19 protein-coding genes are annotated in these 19,285 nt (G+C 67.7%); 5 read left to right on the top strand and 14 right to left on the bottom strand.

The annotated features are described in order from the left end of the window. Window positions 1–44 precede the first annotated feature (44 nt). Entirely contained in the window at window positions 45–2,591 is a 2,547-nt protein-coding gene (gene clpB, locus MCHLDSM_RS12440) for an ATP-dependent chaperone ClpB (RefSeq protein ID WP_048470365.1), read from the bottom strand. 273 nt (window positions 2,592–2,864) lie between these two features. Between clpB and MCHLDSM_RS12435 the strand changes: the two genes are divergently transcribed. Beyond that, window positions 2,865–3,482, top strand: a complete 618-nt coding sequence (locus MCHLDSM_RS12435) for a CYTH domain-containing protein (protein ID WP_048470364.1) — start codon at window positions 2,865–2,867, stop codon at window positions 3,480–3,482. On the opposite strand, the gene MCHLDSM_RS12430 is transcribed toward MCHLDSM_RS12435, so the two are convergent. The 3 genes from MCHLDSM_RS12430 to MCHLDSM_RS12420 form a co-directional block, all read right to left on the bottom strand. Further along, window positions 3,479–3,955, bottom strand: a complete 477-nt coding sequence (locus MCHLDSM_RS12430; protein ID WP_048470363.1) for a GtrA family protein — start codon at window positions 3,953–3,955, stop codon at window positions 3,479–3,481. The genes MCHLDSM_RS12435 and MCHLDSM_RS12430 overlap by 4 nt on opposite strands. A gap of 63 nt (window positions 3,956–4,018) precedes the next feature. After that, window positions 4,019–4,372 carry a VOC family protein gene (locus MCHLDSM_RS12425; RefSeq protein ID WP_048470362.1) on the bottom strand — a complete coding sequence of 118 codons (354 nt, stop codon included), beginning with the start codon at window positions 4,370–4,372 and terminating at the stop codon, window positions 4,019–4,021. 35 nt (window positions 4,373–4,407) lie between these two features. Next, window positions 4,408–5,370: a putative antibiotic biosynthesis monooxygenase gene (locus MCHLDSM_RS12420; RefSeq protein ID WP_234713964.1), complete on the bottom strand. Its 963-nt coding sequence runs from the start codon at window positions 5,368–5,370 to the stop codon at window positions 4,408–4,410. 45 nt (window positions 5,371–5,415) lie between these two features. Here MCHLDSM_RS12420 and MCHLDSM_RS12415 point away from each other — a divergent pair, with 45 nt between their 5' ends. From MCHLDSM_RS12415 to MCHLDSM_RS12405, 3 genes are read left to right on the top strand one after another with little or no spacing between them, the layout of a single operon-like run. Further along, window positions 5,416–6,087 (top strand): GAP family protein, encoded by a 672-nt coding sequence (locus MCHLDSM_RS12415; protein WP_048470663.1) that lies wholly within the window; start codon window positions 5,416–5,418, stop codon window positions 6,085–6,087. Between the two features lie 44 nt (window positions 6,088–6,131). Beyond that, entirely contained in the window at window positions 6,132–7,292 is a 1,161-nt protein-coding gene (locus tag MCHLDSM_RS12410; protein ID WP_048470361.1) for an FAD-binding oxidoreductase, read from the top strand. Between the two features lie 22 nt (window positions 7,293–7,314). After that, window positions 7,315–8,217 carry an aldose 1-epimerase gene (locus MCHLDSM_RS12405; protein WP_048470360.1) on the top strand — a complete coding sequence of 301 codons (903 nt, stop codon included), beginning with the start codon at window positions 7,315–7,317 and terminating at the stop codon, window positions 8,215–8,217. Window positions 8,218–8,227: 10 nt separating this feature from the next. Here MCHLDSM_RS12405 and MCHLDSM_RS12400 read toward each other — a convergent pair whose 3' ends face one another. The 10 genes from MCHLDSM_RS12400 to MCHLDSM_RS12355 form a co-directional block, all read right to left on the bottom strand. After that, a complete protein-coding gene (locus MCHLDSM_RS12400) occupies window positions 8,228–9,514 on the bottom strand; it encodes a DoxX family protein (RefSeq protein ID WP_048470359.1) in 1,287 nt (428 codons plus the stop codon). Window positions 9,515–9,655: 141 nt separating this feature from the next. Continuing rightward, entirely contained in the window at window positions 9,656–10,030 is a 375-nt protein-coding gene (locus MCHLDSM_RS12395; protein WP_048470358.1) for a heat shock protein transcriptional repressor HspR, read from the bottom strand. Beyond that, complete coding sequence (gene dnaJ / locus MCHLDSM_RS12390; protein ID WP_048421362.1) at window positions 10,027–11,211, bottom strand: molecular chaperone DnaJ; 1,185 nt, start codon at window positions 11,209–11,211, stop codon at window positions 10,027–10,029. The genes MCHLDSM_RS12395 and dnaJ overlap by 4 nt, the downstream gene beginning before the upstream one ends. A gap of 43 nt (window positions 11,212–11,254) precedes the next feature. Continuing rightward, window positions 11,255–11,860 carry a nucleotide exchange factor GrpE gene (gene grpE / locus MCHLDSM_RS12385; RefSeq protein WP_048470357.1) on the bottom strand — a complete coding sequence of 202 codons (606 nt, stop codon included), beginning with the start codon at window positions 11,858–11,860 and terminating at the stop codon, window positions 11,255–11,257. After that, window positions 11,857–13,716 carry a molecular chaperone DnaK gene (gene dnaK, locus MCHLDSM_RS12380; RefSeq protein WP_048470356.1) on the bottom strand — a complete coding sequence of 620 codons (1,860 nt, stop codon included), beginning with the start codon at window positions 13,714–13,716 and terminating at the stop codon, window positions 11,857–11,859. Before dnaK ends, grpE begins: the two co-directional genes overlap by 4 nt. A gap of 284 nt (window positions 13,717–14,000) precedes the next feature. Then, the gene (locus MCHLDSM_RS12375; RefSeq protein WP_048470355.1) at window positions 14,001–14,975 is read right to left on the bottom strand and encodes a 5-oxoprolinase subunit C family protein; all 975 of its coding nucleotides are present in this window, start codon (window positions 14,973–14,975) and stop codon (window positions 14,001–14,003) included. Then, window positions 14,965–15,843 carry a 5-oxoprolinase subunit B family protein gene (locus tag MCHLDSM_RS12370; RefSeq protein ID WP_048470354.1) on the bottom strand — a complete coding sequence of 293 codons (879 nt, stop codon included), beginning with the start codon at window positions 15,841–15,843 and terminating at the stop codon, window positions 14,965–14,967. Before MCHLDSM_RS12370 ends, MCHLDSM_RS12375 begins: the two co-directional genes overlap by 11 nt. Beyond that, window positions 15,840–17,198, bottom strand: coding sequence for an acetyl-CoA carboxylase biotin carboxylase subunit (locus MCHLDSM_RS12365; protein ID WP_048470353.1), 1,359 nt, complete (start codon window positions 17,196–17,198; stop codon window positions 15,840–15,842). Before MCHLDSM_RS12365 ends, MCHLDSM_RS12370 begins: the two co-directional genes overlap by 4 nt. Next, window positions 17,199–17,447 carry an acetyl-CoA carboxylase gene (locus MCHLDSM_RS12360; RefSeq protein WP_048470352.1) on the bottom strand — a complete coding sequence of 83 codons (249 nt, stop codon included), beginning with the start codon at window positions 17,445–17,447 and terminating at the stop codon, window positions 17,199–17,201. Window positions 17,448–17,478: 31 nt separating this feature from the next. Then, a complete protein-coding gene (locus MCHLDSM_RS12355) occupies window positions 17,479–18,249 on the bottom strand; it encodes a 5-oxoprolinase subunit PxpA (RefSeq protein ID WP_048470351.1) in 771 nt (256 codons plus the stop codon). A gap of 116 nt (window positions 18,250–18,365) precedes the next feature. Between MCHLDSM_RS12355 and MCHLDSM_RS12350 the strand changes: the two genes are divergently transcribed. Next, window positions 18,366–19,271, top strand: a complete 906-nt coding sequence (locus MCHLDSM_RS12350; RefSeq protein ID WP_048470350.1) for a LysR family transcriptional regulator — start codon at window positions 18,366–18,368, stop codon at window positions 19,269–19,271. The last annotated feature ends 14 nt before the right edge of the window (window positions 19,272–19,285 follow it).

Genomic DNA, 19,285 nt, shown 5'->3' with positions numbered 1-19,285 from the left:
TTTCCGCAGAAAACGCGCGAGTTCGTGTCTGTTCGCGGTGAAACTCAGCCCAGGACCAGGCGGTCCCCGTCGGGGCTGACGTTGACGGGCACGATGTCGCCGTCGTGCACGTCGCCGGCCAGCAGCATCTTGGCCAACTGGTCGCCGATGGCCTGCTGCACCAGGCGGCGCAGCGGCCGAGCCCCGTAGATCGGGTCGAAGCCGCGGTCGGCCAGCCACTTCTTGGCGGGCAGCGACACCTCGAGGGTGAGCCTGCGCTGCGCCAACCGCTTGGCCAGCTGTTGCAGCTGGATGTCCACGATCGAGACCAGCTCCTCGGGGTTGAGCCCGTCGAAGATGATCACGTCGTCGAGGCGGTTGATGAACTCCGGCTTGAACGCCGAGCGCACCGCGGCCATCACCTGTTCCTCGGAGCCGCCGGCCCCCAGGTTCGACGTCAGGATCAGGATGGTGTTGCGGAAGTCGACCGTCCGGCCCTGCCCGTCGGTCAGCCTGCCCTCGTCGAGCACCTGCAGCAGCACGTCGAACACGTCCGGGTGTGCCTTCTCGATCTCGTCGAACAGGATCACCGTGTAGGGACGCCGGCGCACCGCCTCGGTCAGCTGACCGCCCTGGTCGTAGCCGATGTAGCCGGGAGGGGCACCGACCAGCCGAGCCACCGAGTGCTTCTCGCCGTACTCGCTCATGTCGATGCGGACCATCGCGCGCTCGTCGTCGAACAGGAACTCCGCCAGCGCCTTGGCCAGCTCGGTCTTCCCGACACCGGTCGGCCCGAGGAACATGAACGAGCCCGTCGGCCGGTTCGGGTCGGCGACGCCGGCCCGCGACCGGCGAACGGCGTCGGACACGGCCTGCACGGCCTTGCGCTGGCCGACGACACGCTTGCCCAGCTCCTCCTCCATGCGCAGCAGCTTGGCCGTCTCGCCCTCGAGCATCCGGCCCGCCGGGATCCCGGTCCACGCCGACACCACATCGGCGATGTCGTCGGGCCCGACCTCCTCCTTGAGCATGACGTTCTCCTGCGCCTGAGCGGTCGGGATGGCCGCCTCGAGCTTCTTCTCGACCTCGGGGATCCGGCCGTACCGCAGCTCGGCGGCCTTGGCCAGGTCACCGTCGCGCTCGGCCCGCTCGGACTCACCGCGCAGGTGGTCCAGCTGCTCCTTCAGATCGCGGACCACGTCGATGGCGCTCTTCTCGTTCTGCCAGCGTGTGGTGAGCTCGGACAGCTTCTCCTTCTGGTCGGCCAGCTCGGCGCGCAGCTTCTCCAGCCGTTCCTTGGAGGCGGCGTCCTCTTCCTTGGACAGCGCCATCTCCTCGATCTCGAGGCGGCGCACCAGGCGCTCGACCTCGTCGATCTCGACGGGGCGTGAGTCGATCTCCATGCGCAGCCGGGACGCGGCCTCGTCGACCAGGTCGATGGCCTTGTCGGGCAGGAAGCGCGAGGTGATGTAGCGGTCGGACAGCGACGCGGCCGCGACGAGCGCGGAGTCGGTGATCCGCACGCCGTGGTGCACCTCGTAGCGTTCCTTGAGCCCGCGCAGGATGCCGACGGTGTCCTCGACCGACGGCTCGCCGACCAGCACCTGCTGGAAGCGACGCTCCAACGCGGCGTCCTTCTCGATGTACTTGCGGTACTCGTCGAGCGTGGTGGCACCGACCAGGCGCAGTTCACCGCGGGCCAGCATCGGCTTGATCATGTTGCCGGCGTCCATCGCGGACTCGCCGGTCGCGCCGGCGCCGACGATGGTGTGCAGCTCGTCGATGAACGTGATGATCTGCCCGGCCGAGTTCTTGATGTCGTCGAGGACGGCCTTGAGCCGCTCCTCGAATTCGCCGCGGTACTTGGCGCCGGCCACCATCGAACCCAGGTCCAGGGAGACCACGGTCTTGTCGCGCAGGCTCTCCGGCACGTCGCCGGCGACGATGCGCTGGGCCAGGCCCTCGACGATCGCGGTCTTGCCGACGCCGGGCTCACCGATGAGCACCGGGTTGTTCTTGGTGCGACGGGAGAGCACCTGCACGACGCGACGGATCTCGGTGTCCCGGCCGATGACCGGGTCGAGCTTGCCCTCGCGGGCGGCGGCGGTCAGGTCGGTGGAGTACTTCTCCAGCGCCTGGTAGGTGCCTTCGGGGTCGGGGCTGGTGACCCGGGCGCTGCCGCGGACCTTGACGAACGCCTCCCGCAGGGCCTGCGGCGACGCGCCGTGGCCGGTCAGCAGCTTGGCGGTGTCGCTGTCCCCGGTGGCCAGGCCGACGAGCAGGTGCTCGGTGGAGACGTACTCGTCGTCCATCTCGGTGGCCAGCTGCTGGGCTGCGGTGATGGCCGCGACGGCCTGCGGGGCGAGTTGCGGCTGCGACGCCGATCCGGTGGCGCTGGGCAGCCGGTCGAGCAGGCGCTGCCCCTCGGCGCGCACGGTCGCGGGTTCGACACCGACAGCCTCGAGCAGCGGAGCGGCGATGCCGTCGTTCTGCGTCAGCAGTGCCATCAACAGGTGGGCGGGCGTGATCTGCGGGTTGCCTGCGGCGGTGGCCGCCTGCAGCGCCGAGGTCAGGGCCGCCTGAGTCTTGGTCGTCGGGTTGAACGAGTCCACCGGACTCCTCCCTTTCATGTCCAACGGGCCGCAGAAGGCGGCCCTTAAAATGCTTGTCAGCTTCTACAACGCCATCAATGTTGAGTCTGTTCCGCTCAACTTTAACTTTTTTGCCGGGCGAGCACTAGGGACCAACGGCACCAGGAAAACGGGGTCACACGCTCGCCCCAAACCGCCGAGGACGTCGCTGTCGGACGCTGGTGACGCACTTCGGCCAGAAGACACGGACTCCTCGTCCGCGACTGTGACCGCCACCCGGTTTAACGTCGCAGTATGTCTCACATCGGCGATTTCGAGTACGAACGGAAGTTCGTCGTTCGCGACATGCCGGCCGTTGCGGCGTCAGACCCCACCCCGCTGTTGATCGCGCAGGCGTACCTCTTCGCCTCGGACGGTTACGCGGTGCGGGTACGCCTGCAAGGGCCGGCCCCCGCCGACCTGGATGCGACGCCGGCCCAGATGGTGAGAGCTCTGGGCGACGAGGCCATGGGCACCATGACCGCCAAAGGCCCGGCCGCCGGCGGCACCCGCTACGAGGCCGAGCGCGAGCTCGATCCGTTGGTGGCGGGCCAGATCGTTGCGCGGGCCGACCATGTCGTGGTCAAGGTCCGCTCATCGGTCTGGCTCGGCGAGGACGGCTGGGTGATCGACCGCTTCCTGGGCGCCAATGCACCCCTGCTGATGGCCGAGGTCGAACGCGACGGCCCCGTGGTCGATCTCGCGATTCCGGCGTTCTGCGTCACCGAGGTCTCCGAAGACGATCGGTTCCGCAACGAGTACCTGGCCCACCATCCCTTCGGGTCGTGGTCGGTCGAGTTCGGGCGCGAATTGGACTCACGCGGGCCGGCTTTCGTCGAAAGCCTCGGACAGAATCGGTTCGACTTCTCCTAGCGGATGGACCGGCCCTTCCCGAACACCACCCACCGCAGCGCGCAGTACATGTAGACGGCTTCGCATCCGCCGACCGTCAGGCGTACGAGGCGGTAGTCGAGACCGAGGTCTGTCAGCAGCGTGGACAGCCCCAGGATGAGCCCCAGGTAATTGATCACGACCACTGCGACGTAGATGGTCAGCTCCTGCCCGGCCGGGGCGTGCGAGCGAAAGTTCAGGTGACGGTTGAGCGCATAGCTCAGGCCGAAGGCGAATGTGTAGGCAACCGTCACTGCGAGCGGGTACGGAACGCCCAACACTCCGCGCAGTACGACCAAAAACGCCAGGTCGACGCCGAAGGTTGCGCTGTTGATCAGGCAGAAGCCGAGCAATGTGGGCGCGACGAGATGGTCGAGCCCGAGCGGCAACCGGCGCACGACGCGCTCGCACCAGCGGTGGAATGCGGCCGGACGCGGCTGAGATCCGACCGACACGTGGTCACTGTGACACCAGCAGATGACGCGATGGTGAGCGGCGAACCAACGTCTGGCCCCGGATTAATAGTCGACGCGGAACCCGCCGATGACGGTGATCGTGTTGCCGTCGGGGTCGGTCAGCGCCGAGAGGCGCACCCCCTTGTTCGCATCGGCGATGTCGCCGGGATCGAGACCGCGGTCCCGTAGGGCGGCGCGGTGGGCCTCGAGGTCGTCGACGGCGAGGTTGAGCAAGCCGGACCCGGCGCGGTCCTCGTCGTGGAAGACCTGCACCCACGCGCCGGGCAGCACCTGCCACTCGACCAGCGTCGGCATCGGGTTGTTGTCCTCGGTGCGGCCGAACAGCGACGCGTACCACTGCCGGCTCACCGCGATGTCCGAGACGGGGACCACCGCGAGCAGGTGTTGGATCGACATGCGGTGTTGACCCGGCGCTCCGCCGGAACTCATCGTCAGCCGGCGTAATCCCAGAACTGCAGCTCGTGCACGGTCGCGAACAGTGTCAGCGTCACGGCGTAGCCGACCAGGATCGCCGCGGCCCCGGCCACGCCGACCCGGGCGCCCGCCCCGTCGACCGGATCCAGCCAACGGCGGAAGGGCCGCGACGCGGCCGGCATCAGCCACCACTGCATCGCGGTCACGCTCACGATCTGGCTGATCCACAACCCCAGCCACGGCGGCGCGCCCAGATGGTCGACGACGGGGCCGAGGAACCGCGACAGCAGCATCACGGTCGGGTACAGCACGGCGAGCACCAGCATCGCCGACTTCCAGTTGGGCGTCATCAGCGTGCGGCCGTCCTGCACCCGCACCGTGGTGCCGAACGGCGTGGTTCCCGAAACGGCGCTGAAGTCCCTGCTCAGCGTCTCGCGAAGGGGCGCCAGCGCCGCTCCTCGCTCGTCGGACCCGATCCACTGCACCAGCTGCGCGCCGGTGCGGAAGCGGACCATCGACGTCCACTCACCGTCCCGATCGGCAGGCAACAGCACGGTGCCCTGGTATCCGGGCTGCGCCGCAGCCGCCGTGGACAGCCGCACCTGCGTGGTGAGGAAGCCCTCCTCCCGACCGGGGGCGACCGCATGCCGGAACACCCCGACCCCCGCAGCGCCGCCACCCTCGTCGAGGATCAGGTCGGTGCAGGCGGCCCAGAACCCGCGACGCCGACCCTCGCGCAGGATCTCGGCGCGCCCGCTGCTGTCGAGCCACGCGTGCAGCGCGCTCTCCCCGCTGAAGGTCACCGCGACCGCCGGTTCGAATGCGTTCTCGCCCCGCACCGACGTGCACCCCGACAGGTGACCGGCCGCGGAGCCGGCCGACGCCAGCAGTTCCTCGGACCACCGCTCGAAAGCGCCGTCGTCATCGCCGGAATGGAAGACGGTCACCGCTGTCACCGGACGCGGACCGGGCTGCATCATCGGCCGACGATACCGGTGGTCTGCAGGGCCGCCGGCTGCTACCTTCTGCCGGTGTCGTGGGGTCCGATCTTGACTGAGCTGGTTCCGTTGGCACTGGTCGTCGCCCTGTCGCCGTTGTCGATCATCCCCGCGGTGCTCGTGTTGCACACCCGGCGGCCCCGGCCGACAGGGCTGGCCTTCCTCGCCGGCTGGCTCGTCGGCCTCGCGGCGCTCACCGCACTCTTCGTCGAACTGTCCAACCTCATCGGCGGCATCGGCGACAAGCCGCCCGGGTGGGCGTCATGGCTGCGGATCGTCGTCGGCGTGGCCCTCGTCGTCTTCGGCGGCTACCGCTGGGCCACCCGCAAGAAGTCCGAGCACATGCCGGGCTGGATGACGCGCATGAGCTCCCTGACCCCGGCCAAGGCCGCGGCGACCGCCGCCGTACTGACCGTCGTCAACCCCAAGGTGCTTTTCCTCTGTGCCGCAGCGGGTTTGGCGATCGGTTCGGCCGGTATCGACGCACCCCAGGTGTGGGTCGCCGAGGCGTGGTACGTGGTGGTCGCGGGCTCGACGGTGGCGCTGCCCGTGCTCGGTTACGCCGTCTCGGGCGACCGGCTGGACCCCTTCCTGGTCCGGCTCAAGGAGTGGTTGGAGCGTCAGCACGCGACGCTCGTCGCCGTGATCCTCGTGGTGATCGGACTTCTGGTGCTGTACAAGGGCGTTCACGGCCTCTAGCGCAGCGAGCGGGCGCACCCCGCGGTGACCTAGGATCGTGCGGCGTGGGCCTCGAAGACCGCGACTCGATGCGCATCCTGCGGGATGCGCTCGACTCCGGCGGCGAGCAGCTGGTCGCCGACTTCTACACCCGCTGGTTCGCCACCGACCTGTCCGCGCGCGACCTCTTCCCCCCGGACATGGCGACCCAGCGCAAGGTCTTCGGTCACGCGTTGAGCTGGCTGTGCGACGAGCTCATCGCGCAGCGCGCCGAGGAACCGGTGGCGTTCCTGGCCCAGCTCGGGCGCGACCACCGCAAGTACGGCGTCACCCCGGGCCACTACGAGACGCTGCAGACCGCGTTGCTCGCCACCCTGCGCGGCCGGCTGGCCGACCGCTGGGACCGCAGGCTCGCCGAGGCCGTCACCGATGTCATCGCGCTGATCGTCGGCGTGATGAGCGGCGCCGCGGACGCCGAGACCAGCCCGCCGTTCTGCGACGGCACCGTGCTCGAGCACCTCCGGCCGGCCCGCGACGTCTCGGTGATCCGGTTGAAGATGGACCACGCGCTCGGCTACCAGCCGGGCCAGTACCTCCCGGTGCAGGTGCCGCAGTGGCCTCGCCGATGGCGCTATCTGAGCCCGTCGATCCCCGCTGATCCCGCCGGCTACCTGGAGTTCCACATCCGGTCGGTGCCCGGGGGCATGGTCAGCACCGCGATCGTCGGCGAGGCGCGCCCCGGGGACCGCTGGCGGGTGTCCAACCCGCACGGCGCACTGCACGTCGACCGGGACGACGGCGACGTGCTGATGGTCGCGGGCAGCACCGGTCTGGCGCCGCTTCGGACGCTGATCATGGACCTGGCCCGCTTCGGCGAGAACCCCCGCGTGCATCTGTTCTTCGGCGCCAAGCACCCCTGTGAGCTCTACGACCTGCCGACCCTGTGGGAGATCGCGTCGACCAACCCGTGGCTGTCGGTCACCCCGGTCTCGGAGTTCGACTTCGATCCGCCGTGGGCCGCGCAGTACCCGGACGTCACCCCGCCGCGCGGCCTGCACGTCCGCCAGACCGGCCGGCTTCCCGAGGTGGTGACCCGGTACGGCAACTGGGGGGACCGGCAGATCCTGGTGTGCGGCGGGCCGGCCATGGTGGCCGCGACCAAGGCCGCGCTGATCGCCAAAGGCGCGCCCGCCGAACGAATCCGCCACGATCCCCTGGCGAGCTGACCATACGTGGCAGGATCAGCCCATGGACGCGTTCGAAACCGTCACGCTGCGTGATCCGTCGTCCCCGCTGACCGCCACCTACGTCCCGACGGCGGGAATGGTCGCGACCTCCCTGTCCGACGACGGCGTCGAGTTGCTGGGCCAGCGCCGCGGGCTGCAGGCCTACGCCTCCAACGGGAAGACCATGGGCATCCCGATCCTGTACCCGTGGGCGAACCGGCTCAGCAGCATGGGCTACGGCGTCGACGGCGCGGTGGTCACCCTGACCCCCGGCACCGGCGGGGTGCGCACCGATCAGCACGGGGTGCCGATCCACGGCACGTTGGCCGCGTACAAGGACTGGACGGTCACGACGCTGCTGGAGTCCCAGCTGACCGCCGAGCTGGACTTCGCGGCGCGGCCGGCGCTGCTGGCGACGTTCCCGTTCCCGCATCTGCTCACGCTCGACATCACGCTGGCCGACCGGACGCTGACGGTGACGACGACCGTGACCGCGACGACGGGTTCGCGGGTGCCCCTGTGTTTCGGATTCCATCCGTACCTGCAGCTGCCGGGCGTGCCGCGCGCACAGTGGCGCATCGAGACGCCGGCGATGCGGTACCAGCCCGTCAACGCATGGGGCATCCCCACGGGACGTGTCGAGCAGCGTGATGCTGCGTCAGAGTTGTTGGGCGACAAGTTCATCGACGAAGGCTTCGACGAGGTCGCCCCGGGATCGGTGTTCGCGCTCTCCGGCGGTGACCGGCGCATCGAGGTGCACTTCGACGAGGGTTTCACCGCCGCGCAGGTGTTCGCACCCGGCGACGACGACGTCGTGTGCTTCGAGCCGATGGCCGCGCCCACCGACGCGCTGCGCCGCGGCGGCTACCACGTGGTGCAGCCCGGCGAGTCGGCCGTCGCCCGGTTCCGGGTCGCGGTCGGCTGACCCGCGCGGGTCACACGAAGTGCGGGTAGTCCTGCACCCAGTGAAAACCCCTGCTGCGCAACTCGAATGAGTCCGGATCCCGGCGCTCGAGCGACATGCTGACCTGCCGACCGTCGAGCGTGCCGTCGAGCTGAAGCCGGTCCGGCGCCGGCCGCGCGTAGCGCAAGGTCTCCTCGCGCGCAGGCAGCGCGATGGTGCGGCCCGCGCTGTCGAAGGCGATCGGTTCGTCCACCAGCGTGCCGTTCATCAGCTGGTAGGTGAGCGTCCCGACGTCGTCGATAACGACTCGCTGCCAACGCTTCGGGTCTGTCGTCAGCGGTGGGGCCTCCGTGCCGCCCGCGATGAACCGGTCCACCTCCCAGATGCCGTACAACTCGGGCTTCTGGCGGCCCCCGCCGTAATCCCGCCACGCCGTCACCCCTGCGACCAGACAGCCGACCAGGACCCACACGCCCAGCGCCGCGACCACGCCCGCCGCGATCCGGTCGGACCGGGCGTCGGCGAACAGGGGCGGTTGCGTCGTCGGCTCCGACGGTCGCTGCCGTACGAGAACGTCGGCCAGTCGGCCGATCTGGGGGGCGAGCAGGATCAGGCTCAGCAGCAGCAGGTGCAGCGAGAGGATCTTGACGGGCACGTCGTAGCTCATGTTCAGCAGGAACACCTGCGCCATCGACATCGCGCTCAGCAGTGCCCCCAGCGTCGCGGTCCTGCCGAAGAACAGGAGCAGCCCGGCCACGACTTCGACTGCGCCGAGCGCGATTTCGTAGGGTTGTGAACTGCCGACCTGTAGCCACAGCACCGATGCCGGGCTCAAGTCACCGAACGGCCGCAGCAGCGCCGCCAGCGGTGGCGGCGGCATCTGCGTCGGGATCACCTTCGCGATGCCGTAGAAGAGCATCTGACCCGCCAGACTCAACCGGACGAACACCAGGAACCAGGCGTGCAGCCGGGTGTACTCCCGGCGGCGTCGGTCGAGCACCGACCAGATGAGCGTCACGGCGGCGGCGAGCACGACGAACACGAACACCATGACCCAGATGACGGCCTGGTCGCCGCTGTTGGAATCGCGATGCAGCACAGCCTCGATGCCGAAGACATGGCGGCCGACCCAGGTCAGGATCGGTTCGATGCGCGTCATCTGCCAGATCACCGCGTCCGGTGGCAGCCACCGGGTGAGGATCCCGGCGTAGACGAACACGATCTGCGCGAAGGTCAGGCAGAAGATGCCGAAGTAGACGAAACAGAAGCGGAACGCGATCCGCGTCGCAGGATGCCAGGGTGCGGCCACGACGACCATCGTGGCCGCCCAACGCTCGGCGATCAACCGTGTGCACCCCCGGGGCGGGGTGGGGATATCCCCCACGCAGACCCGCCGAAACTGTATTCCGCGCGGGGAAATCATGGATTTCGCGCGTGGAATACAGTTTCGGCGGAAGTGCTAGCGCTTGTTGCGCGGCTGCCAGACCACCAGCGCGGTGCTCTTGGGCCGCGGCTGGGCCCGGAGGTGCTCGACCTCGGCGTTGAGTTCGCGCACCCGTGCCTGCAGCGCCTCGACCTGGTTGGTCAGCTCGATGATGCGCTTGATGCCGGCGAGGTTGACGCCCTCGTCCTGCGAGAGCCGCTGCACCTCACGGAGCAGGTCGACGTCCCGCTGCGAATAGCGCCGTCCCCCACCGGACGTGCGTTCCGGGCTGACCAGGCCGAGCCGGTCGTACGTGCGCAGCGTCTGCGCATGCATGCCGGCCAGCTCGGCGGCCACCGAGATCAGGAACGTCCTCGCCTGATTGTTCGAGTCGTTGCGGCCGGCGCTCATTGCGCACCTGCCCATCCCGCCCTCGGGTCGAAGCCGCTGGCGCGTTCGGCTTTGGCGTAGGCCTCCAGGGCCTCGGCGGCTTCACCCTCGAGATTCGAGGGCACCGCCACCTTGACGGTGACCAGCAGGTCGCCGTGACCGCCCGAGCGCTTCGGCACACCGCGGCCACGCACCCGCAGGATGCGGCCGTCGGACGTGCCCTTGGGCACCCGCACCCCGACCTTGCCTTCCAGCGTCGGCACGGAAAGCGTTGTGCCCAGCGCCAACTCGTGGAAACTGACGGGGACCGTGACGGTCAGGTCGTCGCCGTTGCGCCCGAACACCTTGTCCGGCCGCACATGCACGGTGACGTACAGGTCGCCCGACGGGGCGCCGCGCAGACCGGCTTCACCCTGTCCGGCGAGCCGGATACGCTGCCCGTCCTCGACACCCGGCGGGATGCGCACGTTGATGGTGCGGGTCCGGGTGGTCACCCCGGTGCCCTTGCACTCGTCGCACGGGTTCTCGATGATCGACCCGCTGCCACGGCATTCCGTGCAGGGCTCGGAGAATCCGAACGCACCCTGGTTGCGGCTGACGACACCGGCGCCGTTGCAGTTCGGGCACACCTTCGGGCTGGTGCCCGGCCGCGCACCGCTGCCGTGGCAGTTGGTGCACGGGGCGGGACTGGTGAGCCGCAACGGCATCGCCACACCCTTGGTGGCCTCGAGGAAACTCAGTTCGGTCTCGGTCTCGAGGTCGTTGCCCCGCCGGGGGCGGCTCGGCCGCGGCTGTTGCGCGCCGCGGCCGAACAGCCCGCCGAACAGGTCGCCGATGTTGGCGCCGCCCTGCTGGCCGGCGGCGTCGAACAGGTCGTTGAGGTTGAACTCCTGACCGTCGCCTCCGCCGAATCCTCCGAAACCACCGCCGCCGCCGCTGTAGCGCCCCCGGCCGAACCCGCCGCCGGCGAAGAGCCGACGGGTCTCGTCGTACTCCTTGCGTTTGGCGGGATCAGTGAGCACTTCCTTGGCTTCCGAGGCGGCCTTGTACCGCTCCTCGGCCGCGGCGTCACCGGGATTCCGGTCCGGGTGGTTCTCGGCGAGAATCTTGCGGGCAGCCCGCTTGATCTCGTCCTGGCCGGCGTCGGAGGCGACGCCGAGCTCCTTGTAGAAGTCCTTCTCAACCCATTCGCGCTGGGCCATACCGCGTCACCTCCTCACCTGCTCGTTGATCGTCGGTCAATTTCTATGATTCTGAGTGCTGTTGCGATTCTGAGTCGGCATTACCGGCCTCGGCCGCGTCGGGCACCGTGTCCACGACGCCGACCATCGCGTGGCGGACCACGTGGTCACCGACGCGGTAGCCGCGGCGCATGACGGTCCCGACCACCGGGTGCGTGCCGTCGCCCTCGTGCTGCACGGCTTCGTGCAGCGACGGGTCGAACGCGTCACCCTCCTCGCCGAACGGCTTCAGGCCCAACCCCTGGAGGGTCGAAACCAGCTTGTCCGCAACGGCTTTGAGAGGTCCGGAGTCGAGATCGCCGTGCGCGCGGGCGCGCTCGAGGTCGTCGAGCACCGGCAGCAGCTGGGTCACCACGTGGGCCTTGGCCCGCTCGGTGGCCACCTGCTGATCGCGCAGCGACCGCTTGCGATAGTTCGCGAAGTCGGCTTGGACCCGCTGGAGGTCGGCGATCAGTTCGGCCGCCTTGTCCTGCGACTCCTCCGAGACCGTCGGCACCTCGTCTTCGACCGGCCCGGAGGCCGGCTCAGGTGCGTCACGCACCTGGCCGGTCTGCGGGTCTATGCGGCGCTTGTCGGTGACGGTGATCGGCTCTTCTCGATCCTCGCTCACTTCCGCTCCTGATCGTCCTCGACCACCTCGGCGTCGACCACGTCGTCGTTGGAGGCCGAGGCGCCCCCGCCGTCACCGTCGGACGAGGCCTGCTCGGCCTGGGTGGCCTCGTAGATCGCCTGGCCGAGGGCCTGGCTCTCCTGGCCGAGCTTCTCCATCGCGGACTTGATGGCCGAGATGTCGGTGCCCGCCAGCGCAGTCTTGGCCTCGGCGATCGCGCCGTCGACCTTGGTCAAGGTGTCCTCGGAAACCTTCGATCCCCCTTCGGCCTCACGCTGCTCCTTGACGAACTTCTCCGTCTGGTAGACCAGCGACTCGGCCTGGTTGCGGACGTCCGCCTCCTCGCGACGCTGACGGTCTTCGTCCGCGTGCGCCTCGGCGTCCTTGATCATCCGGTCGATCTCCTCCTTGGACAGGCCGGAGCCCTCCTGGATCTTGATCGTGTTCTCCTTGCCGGTGCCCTTGTCCTTGGCCGTGACGTGCACGATGCCGTTGGCGTCGATGTCGAACGTGACCTCGATCTGGGGCACGCCGCGCGGAGCCGGCGGGATGCCGGTCAGCTCGAAGCTGCCGAGCAGCTTGTTGTGTGCGGCGATCTCGCGCTCACCCTGGAACACCTGGATCTGCACCGACGGCTGGTTGTCGTCGGCAGTGGTGAAGGTCTCCGACCGCTTGGTCGGGATCGTGGTGTTGCGCTCGATGAGCTTGGTCATCACGCCGCCCTTGGTCTCGATACCGAGGCTCAGCGGGGTGACGTCGAGCAGCAGCACGTCCTTGACCTCGCCCTTGAGCACACCGGCCTGGAGCGCGGCGCCCACGGCGACGACCTCGTCGGGGTTGACGCCCTTGTTGGGCTCCTGGCCGCCGGTCATCTCCTTGACCAGCTCGGAGACCGCGGGCATGCGGGTGGAGCCACCGACGAGCACGACGTGGTCGATGTCGCCGACGGCGATGCCGGCGTCCTTGATCACCTGCTGGAACGGCTTACGGGTGCGGTCCAGCAGATCCTGCGTGATGCGCTGGAACTCCGCGCGGGTGAGCTGCTCGTCGAGGAACAGCGGGTTCTTGTCCGCGTCGACGGTGATGTAGGGCAGGTTGATCGACGTGCTCTGCGAGCTCGACAGCTCGATCTTGGCCTTCTCGGCCGCTTCCCGCAGCCGCTGCATCGCCATCTTGTCCTTGGTCAGGTCGATGCCCGACGTGCCCTTGAACTTGTCGACGAGCCATTCGACGATCCGGTCGTCCCAGTCGTCGCCACCGAGGTGGTTGTCACCCGAGGTGGCACGCACCTCGACGACACCCTCGCCGATCTCCAGCAGAGACACGTCGAACGTGCCACCGCCGAGGTCGAAGACCAGGATGGTCTGTTCCTTCTCGCCCTTGTCGAGGCCGTAGGCCAGGGCGGCCGCGGTCGGCTCGTTGACGATGCGCAGCACATTGAGGCCGGCGATCTGGCCGGCTTCCTTGGTCGCCTGGCGCTGGGCGTCGTTGAAGTACGCAGGCACGGTGATGACCGCGTCGGCGATGTCCTCGCCCAGGTAGCTCTCGGCGTCACGCTTGAGCTTCATGAGCACGCGCGCGCTGATCTCCTGCGCGGTGTAGTTCTTGCCGTCGATCTCCACGGTCCAGTCGGAGCCCATGTGACGCTTCACCGAACGGATCGTCCGGTCGACGTTGGTCACCGCCTGGTTCTTGGCGGGCTGACCGACCAGCACCTCGCCGTTGCGCGCGAACGCGACGACCGACGGGGTGGTGCGGGAGCCCTCGGAGTTCGCGACGACGACGGGATCGCCACCTTCGAGAACTGCGACGACGGAGTTGGTGGTCCCGAGGTCGATGCCGACCGCACGAGCCATAGTTACTGCCTCCTGAATAGACGAAACATGCGTACTGAGTGCACCGGGCTCAAGACTGCTCCTCGCGGCCATGCCGTGTCAAGCCAAACTTGAGTCTGATTCACTCAACTGTCGAAGTGACCAACGGGGCAGGTGCGCGATTTGTTCCCGGGATTGCCCGCGGAAGCGCATTCCGGGCTGCGATCTGGGGCGAATCACAGCCCTGGCCTCTCATTGGGTGCGACGGCGCCCAAGCGCCGGCGTGCAGCCCGGCGCTTGGGCACGCAACTTTCGTCAGCCGAGGGTCAGCTGCAGGCGAGCCGGATGCGATCGAGCCGGTCGGCGCGCTCGGTCCGAGCCTGGAGGGCCTGGGGCACCGACACCTCCTCGAACCTGACCTTGGTGTTGGGGGGCATCTGCCCGACGAGGTCCATGTCGGCGCTGATCACCGTGCCGATCATCATGTAGCCCCCACCGGATACGGCGTCGCGGTGGAGCACGATCGGCTGCTCACCCGACGGCACCTGAATCGAGCCGATGGGGTAACAGGCGTCGACGATGTTGGACGGGTCGTCTCCGGCGCCGAACGGGGGCGTTCGGGGGACGAACTCCAGCGGTGTGCCGCCCTTGAGGCGGTAGCCGACGCGATCGGCTTCCGAGGCGACGAGCCACGTCTCCGACAGGAACACGTCCATCGATTCCGGCACGACCCGGTGGTCATACAGCCCGCGAACCATCCGCAGCGTGTACTCCTTGGCCAAGGGCAGCCGCAGATCTTCCGGCAACTGGGCGTCGGCGGTCGGTGCGCCGGTTCGCTTTCCGATCGACAGCACGTCGCCGGCCCTGAGCGGACGACCCTCGAACCCGCCGAGCCCGCCGAGTGCGTAGGTCGAGCGGCTCCCGAGCTTCTCGGGTACCTCGATCCCGCCAGCGACGGCGACATAGGACCGGGCGCCGGCGCTCGCGAAACTGAAATCCATTGTCTGGCCGGCAGCGATCTCCAGCACGGTGTTGGTCGGCCGGACCTCACCGTCGACCTTCGGCACCATCTCCGCGCCCGTGACGCAGACATGGGCGTCCTCGGTGAACACGAGTTCCGGTCCCATGAGCGCGCATTCGAGCGCCGCGGCGGTCTCCGGATTACCGAGAAGCAGATTGGCTGCGCGATAGGAGATCTGGTCCATCGCGCCGGACGGCGGAATGCCGAGGTGGTAGTAACCGCTTCGGCCGCCGTCCTGGACGGAGGTGACGAGTCCCGGTTTCGTGATCTCAATGGGCATGGAGTGCCTCCAGAATTGTTGTGGCGCTGCCCGCGGGATCCGCCTCGAAATGCTCCAGAGAGAACTCGACGGGCGCACTGACCAGGGTGTAGTCGTTGCGTTCCACCGCGGCGACGATGTCGTCGTACTCGGCGCGGTCGATGGGCCTGAACTTCACGATGTCGCCCGGGCGAAACAGGATCATGAAGTCCTTCAGATGATCCAGCCGTTGCTCGGGATCGTAGATCGGAACCGGGGTCACACCGAACATCTGATATCCGCCGGCTCCCTTGACGGAGTAGATGCAGCTGAAGCAGCCGCCGTAGCCGACGGTGAGCTTCGGGGTGTCCGTGCGCGGCTTCAGGTACTTGGGCACCTGAATCTGCTTGGCGCGTTCGACCATCTGATACATGAACGGCAGTCCGGCGACGAATCCCACCATCGAGACGAACCACGGAGTATCCGAGTGCGCCTTCACGAAGCTGCCCACGTCGGGGTATCCGTTGATCCGGGCCGCATACTCGAGATCGGTGCTGTTCGGGTCCTGGTGCCGATCGCGGAAACGTTGCCCGGTCTCGTTGGTCCACGGATCGTCGTAGAGCACCGGGATCTCGAGAACACGAGTGGACAGCACACCCTGGCTCTCGCCCACCGTGGCCGAGATGTCCTCGAGGGTGTTCTGCAGATCAGCGACGTCCAGGACATCCGGGTCGAACCGAATCTGATACGAGGCGTTGGCCGGGCAGATCTCGGTGACACCGGGCAGGTTTCGTGCAGCGAGTTCCTTGGTGATCAGGATTCCGCGGAAGAACGCGCCCAGCGACATGCTTTCCGACAACTCGGCGAACAGGTGCTCGTCACCGCCCAAGGTGTAGCGGGTGTCGCTCATGAGGTCCTCGCTTCCAGCAACTGCTCGATCCACGTGGTGTGAAAGGCGTTGTTGCGTACATCGTCTTGGGTCAGGAGACGCTCGAAGAACGGCAGCGTCGTCTTCAGCCCCGTCAGTTCGAGTTCGGACAGGGCCCGGTCGAGTCGGGCCAGCGCGCCGTCACGATCCTCGGCCCAGACGATGAGCTTGCCGATCATGGAGTCGTAGTACGGCGGAATCTGGTAGCCCGCGTATGCCATCGAGTCGATGCGGACGCCCGGTCCGGCCGGCCAGTGCAGGTCGGCGATCGTGCCCGGACCCGGCATGAAGTTGCGATCCGGGTCCTCGGCGTTGATCCGGACCTCGATCGCGTGGCCGCGTGGCCGGATGTCCTCCTGTCGATACGGCAACGGTTCGCCCTGCGCGACTCGGATCATCGCCTGGATCAGGTCGACGCCGCAGATCTCCTCGGTGATCGGGTGCTCCACTTGGATCCGAGTGTTCATCTCGATGAAGAAGTATTCGCCGGTGTGGGGATCGAAGAGATACTCGACCGTGCCGGCACCGCAGTAGCCGACCGAACGTGCAAGCTCAACGGCGGACTCGCACAGGTGGTTTCGCGTTTCTCCGTCGAGGATCGCCGCCGGTGCCTCCTCCCAGATCTTCTGCCGCCGACGCTGCAGTGAACAGTCCCGCTCGTAGAAGTGCACCGCATCCACCCCGTCTCCCAGCACCTGCACCTCGATGTGCCGCGCGTGCGGGATGAACCGTTCGAGATAGACGCCGCCGTCTCCGAACGCGGCCTCGGCCTCCTGCTGGGCCGACGCGATCCCGTCGACCAGTTCCGATTCATCGGTGGCGATGCGAATCCCCCGACCACCTCCTCCGGCGGCCGCCTTGATGAGTACCGGGAACCCGATCGTCTCGGCCGCCGCGACGCCGTCCTCGACGGTGGCGATCAGACCCTGGCTACCAGGCACCACCGGCACGCCCGCCGCGCGGGCGGTCTGGATCGCCTCGGCCTTGTGACCCATCCGGGCGATCGTCTCGGCGTCCGGACCCACCCAGATGAGCCCGGCGTCGGCCACTGACCGCGCGAATTCGGCGTTCTCGGAGAGGAATCCGTAGCCCGGGTGAACCGCGTCCACCGTGCATTCCTGCGCTGCAGCGAGTACCGCCTCGTGGTTGAGATAACTCTTGCGGGCATGGGCGGCGCCGATGTTCACCGACTCGTCGGCCAACCGGACAGCAAGCGACTGTTCGTCGGCGTCGCTGTACGCCGCCACCGTCGTGATGCCCAGTTCCTTGGCGGCGCGGATGATGCGGACCGCGATCTCACCGCGGTTGATGATCAGTAATCGGTTGATGGAGGCCATTTATCCTTCCTCCACTCGCATCAGCACGTCACCGGCGTCGACGGTGTCTTCGGATTCCACGCAGATCTCGACGACGGTTCCGGCCACCTCGGCCGTCACCGGGTTGAACATCTTCATGACCTCGACCAGACCGACAGTGTCGCCGACGGAGACGCTGGCGCCGACCTCGACGAAGGGCGGGCTGGACGGGGACTCGGCCCGGTAGAAGGTGCCGGGCAGGGGTGATGTGACGTCGTGGGTGGTGCTCATGTTCGGCTCCTGACTTGTTGTGGTGTGGTCATCAAGCGACGGCGAACGACCGCACGTCGATGCCGGCGTCGTCCAGACCGTCCCGGCTGGTGCGCATCAGTTCGTAGGCGCCGCGGGTGTCGCTGTGGATGCAGACGGACTCGAATTCGATCGGAATGGTCTGACCGTCAACGGTTTCGACGGTGCCCTGCCGGCAGGCCTGCAGGACCTTGGCGGCAACCGTGTCGGCGTCGAGCGCTCCGACATCGCGGGTGAAGACGATCTGGCCGTCGGCACCGTAGTGCCGGTCGGCATAGAACTCACGGATCACCGGTTGACCGTGCGCCCGGGCGACACCGTCGATCACCGAACCGCCCATCACGAGCACCGGCAGCTCAGAGTCGACGACCTGCAGCGCCGTGATGAGCGCCTCGGCGAACTCCTCGTCGCGGGCCGCGTGCATGTACAGCGCCCCGTGCAATTTGAAATGTTGCAACGGCACACCGTGCAGGCGGACGAACTCCCGCAGGGCGCCCAGTTGGTAGATCGAATCGTTGACGAGTTCGGCGGCCGTCGCCTGGATGTGCCGCCTGCCGAAGCCCACGAGATCCCGGAAGCCGGGATGCACTCCCACGCCGACGCCGTGGTCCTTGGCCATCGCCACGGTCCTGGCCATCGTGCTCGGGTCGCCGGCATGGAATCCGGCGGCGACGTTGATCGAACTCACCAGGGGCATCATCTGGGCGTCGACGTCGTCGCCGAACATCCAGGTTCCGAAGCCCTCGCTCATATCGCAGTTGATGTCGATTCGGGTTGTACGCATGTTCTGCTCCTCCCTTCATCCGACGGTAGGAGCGACGCAATTGATCAACAAGTTCAATATTTCTATGTATTGTTATCAGGAAATCCGATACCCGCTGCTACGCAGGGACGTTGTCCGTGTCTTTCTCCATTCGCCAGCTGCGCTACTTCGTGGCGGTGGCCGAGGCGGGCCAGATCAGCTCGGCGGCGCGCGGCCTGTACGTCTCGCAGTCGTCGGTGACGATGGCGGTGCAGGAGATGGAGCGCCTCCTCAGTCAGCGGCTGTTCACCCGTGGCTCGCGTGGCGTCGAGCTCACGCCGACCGGATCCGAGTTCCTCCCGAAAGCCCGTCAGATCCTCCGACTCGTCGACGAGGCTGCGCTGGTGACGGCCACCGACACCGATCCGCACGGACGCTTACGGGTGGGGGTCACCTATACGGTGATGGCGTATTTCCTGCCGCACCAGATTCAACGGCTGACCATCGCCTTCCCCAACATCGACTTCTCCTGGCTCGAAATGGGCCGGCCCGACGTGGAAGAAAGGCTGGCCTGCGGAGACCTGGACTTCGGACTGGTGCTGACGTCGAACCTGCAGAGCCCCGAACTCGAACATCAGACGTACGTGCATTCCCAGCGCCGACTGTGGTTGGCGCCGGACCATCCGTTGTCGCGGCTGGGCGAGATCGGCCTCGCCGATGTGGCCGAGCATCCCTATGTACAGCTGACGGTCGACGAGGCAGACGTGACGACGCGCCTCTACTGGGGCGACCTGACGCGCCGGATCCTGATGGAGACCTCTTCGATCGAGGCCGTCCGCAGCATCGTCGCCAACGGGAACGGGGTGGCGATCCTGTCCGACATGGTCTACCGCCCCTGGTCGCTCGAGGGCAAGCGGGTCGACACGGTGATCGTGCGAGACCCGGTCCCGGACATGCGGATAGGGCTCGCGTGGCACCGCGGTGTGTCGTTCACTCCCGCCATGGACGCCCTGCACCGCTACTTCGACCGCCAGTTCGGCGAACCCGCGGTCGCACCCGCCTGACCCGACGACACGCT

It is taken from the genome of Mycolicibacterium chlorophenolicum (assembly GCF_001044235.1).
GTDB lineage: Bacteria > Actinomycetota > Actinomycetes > Mycobacteriales > Mycobacteriaceae > Mycobacterium > Mycobacterium chlorophenolicum.
This window is presented reverse-complemented; position numbering and strand designations above follow the sequence as displayed.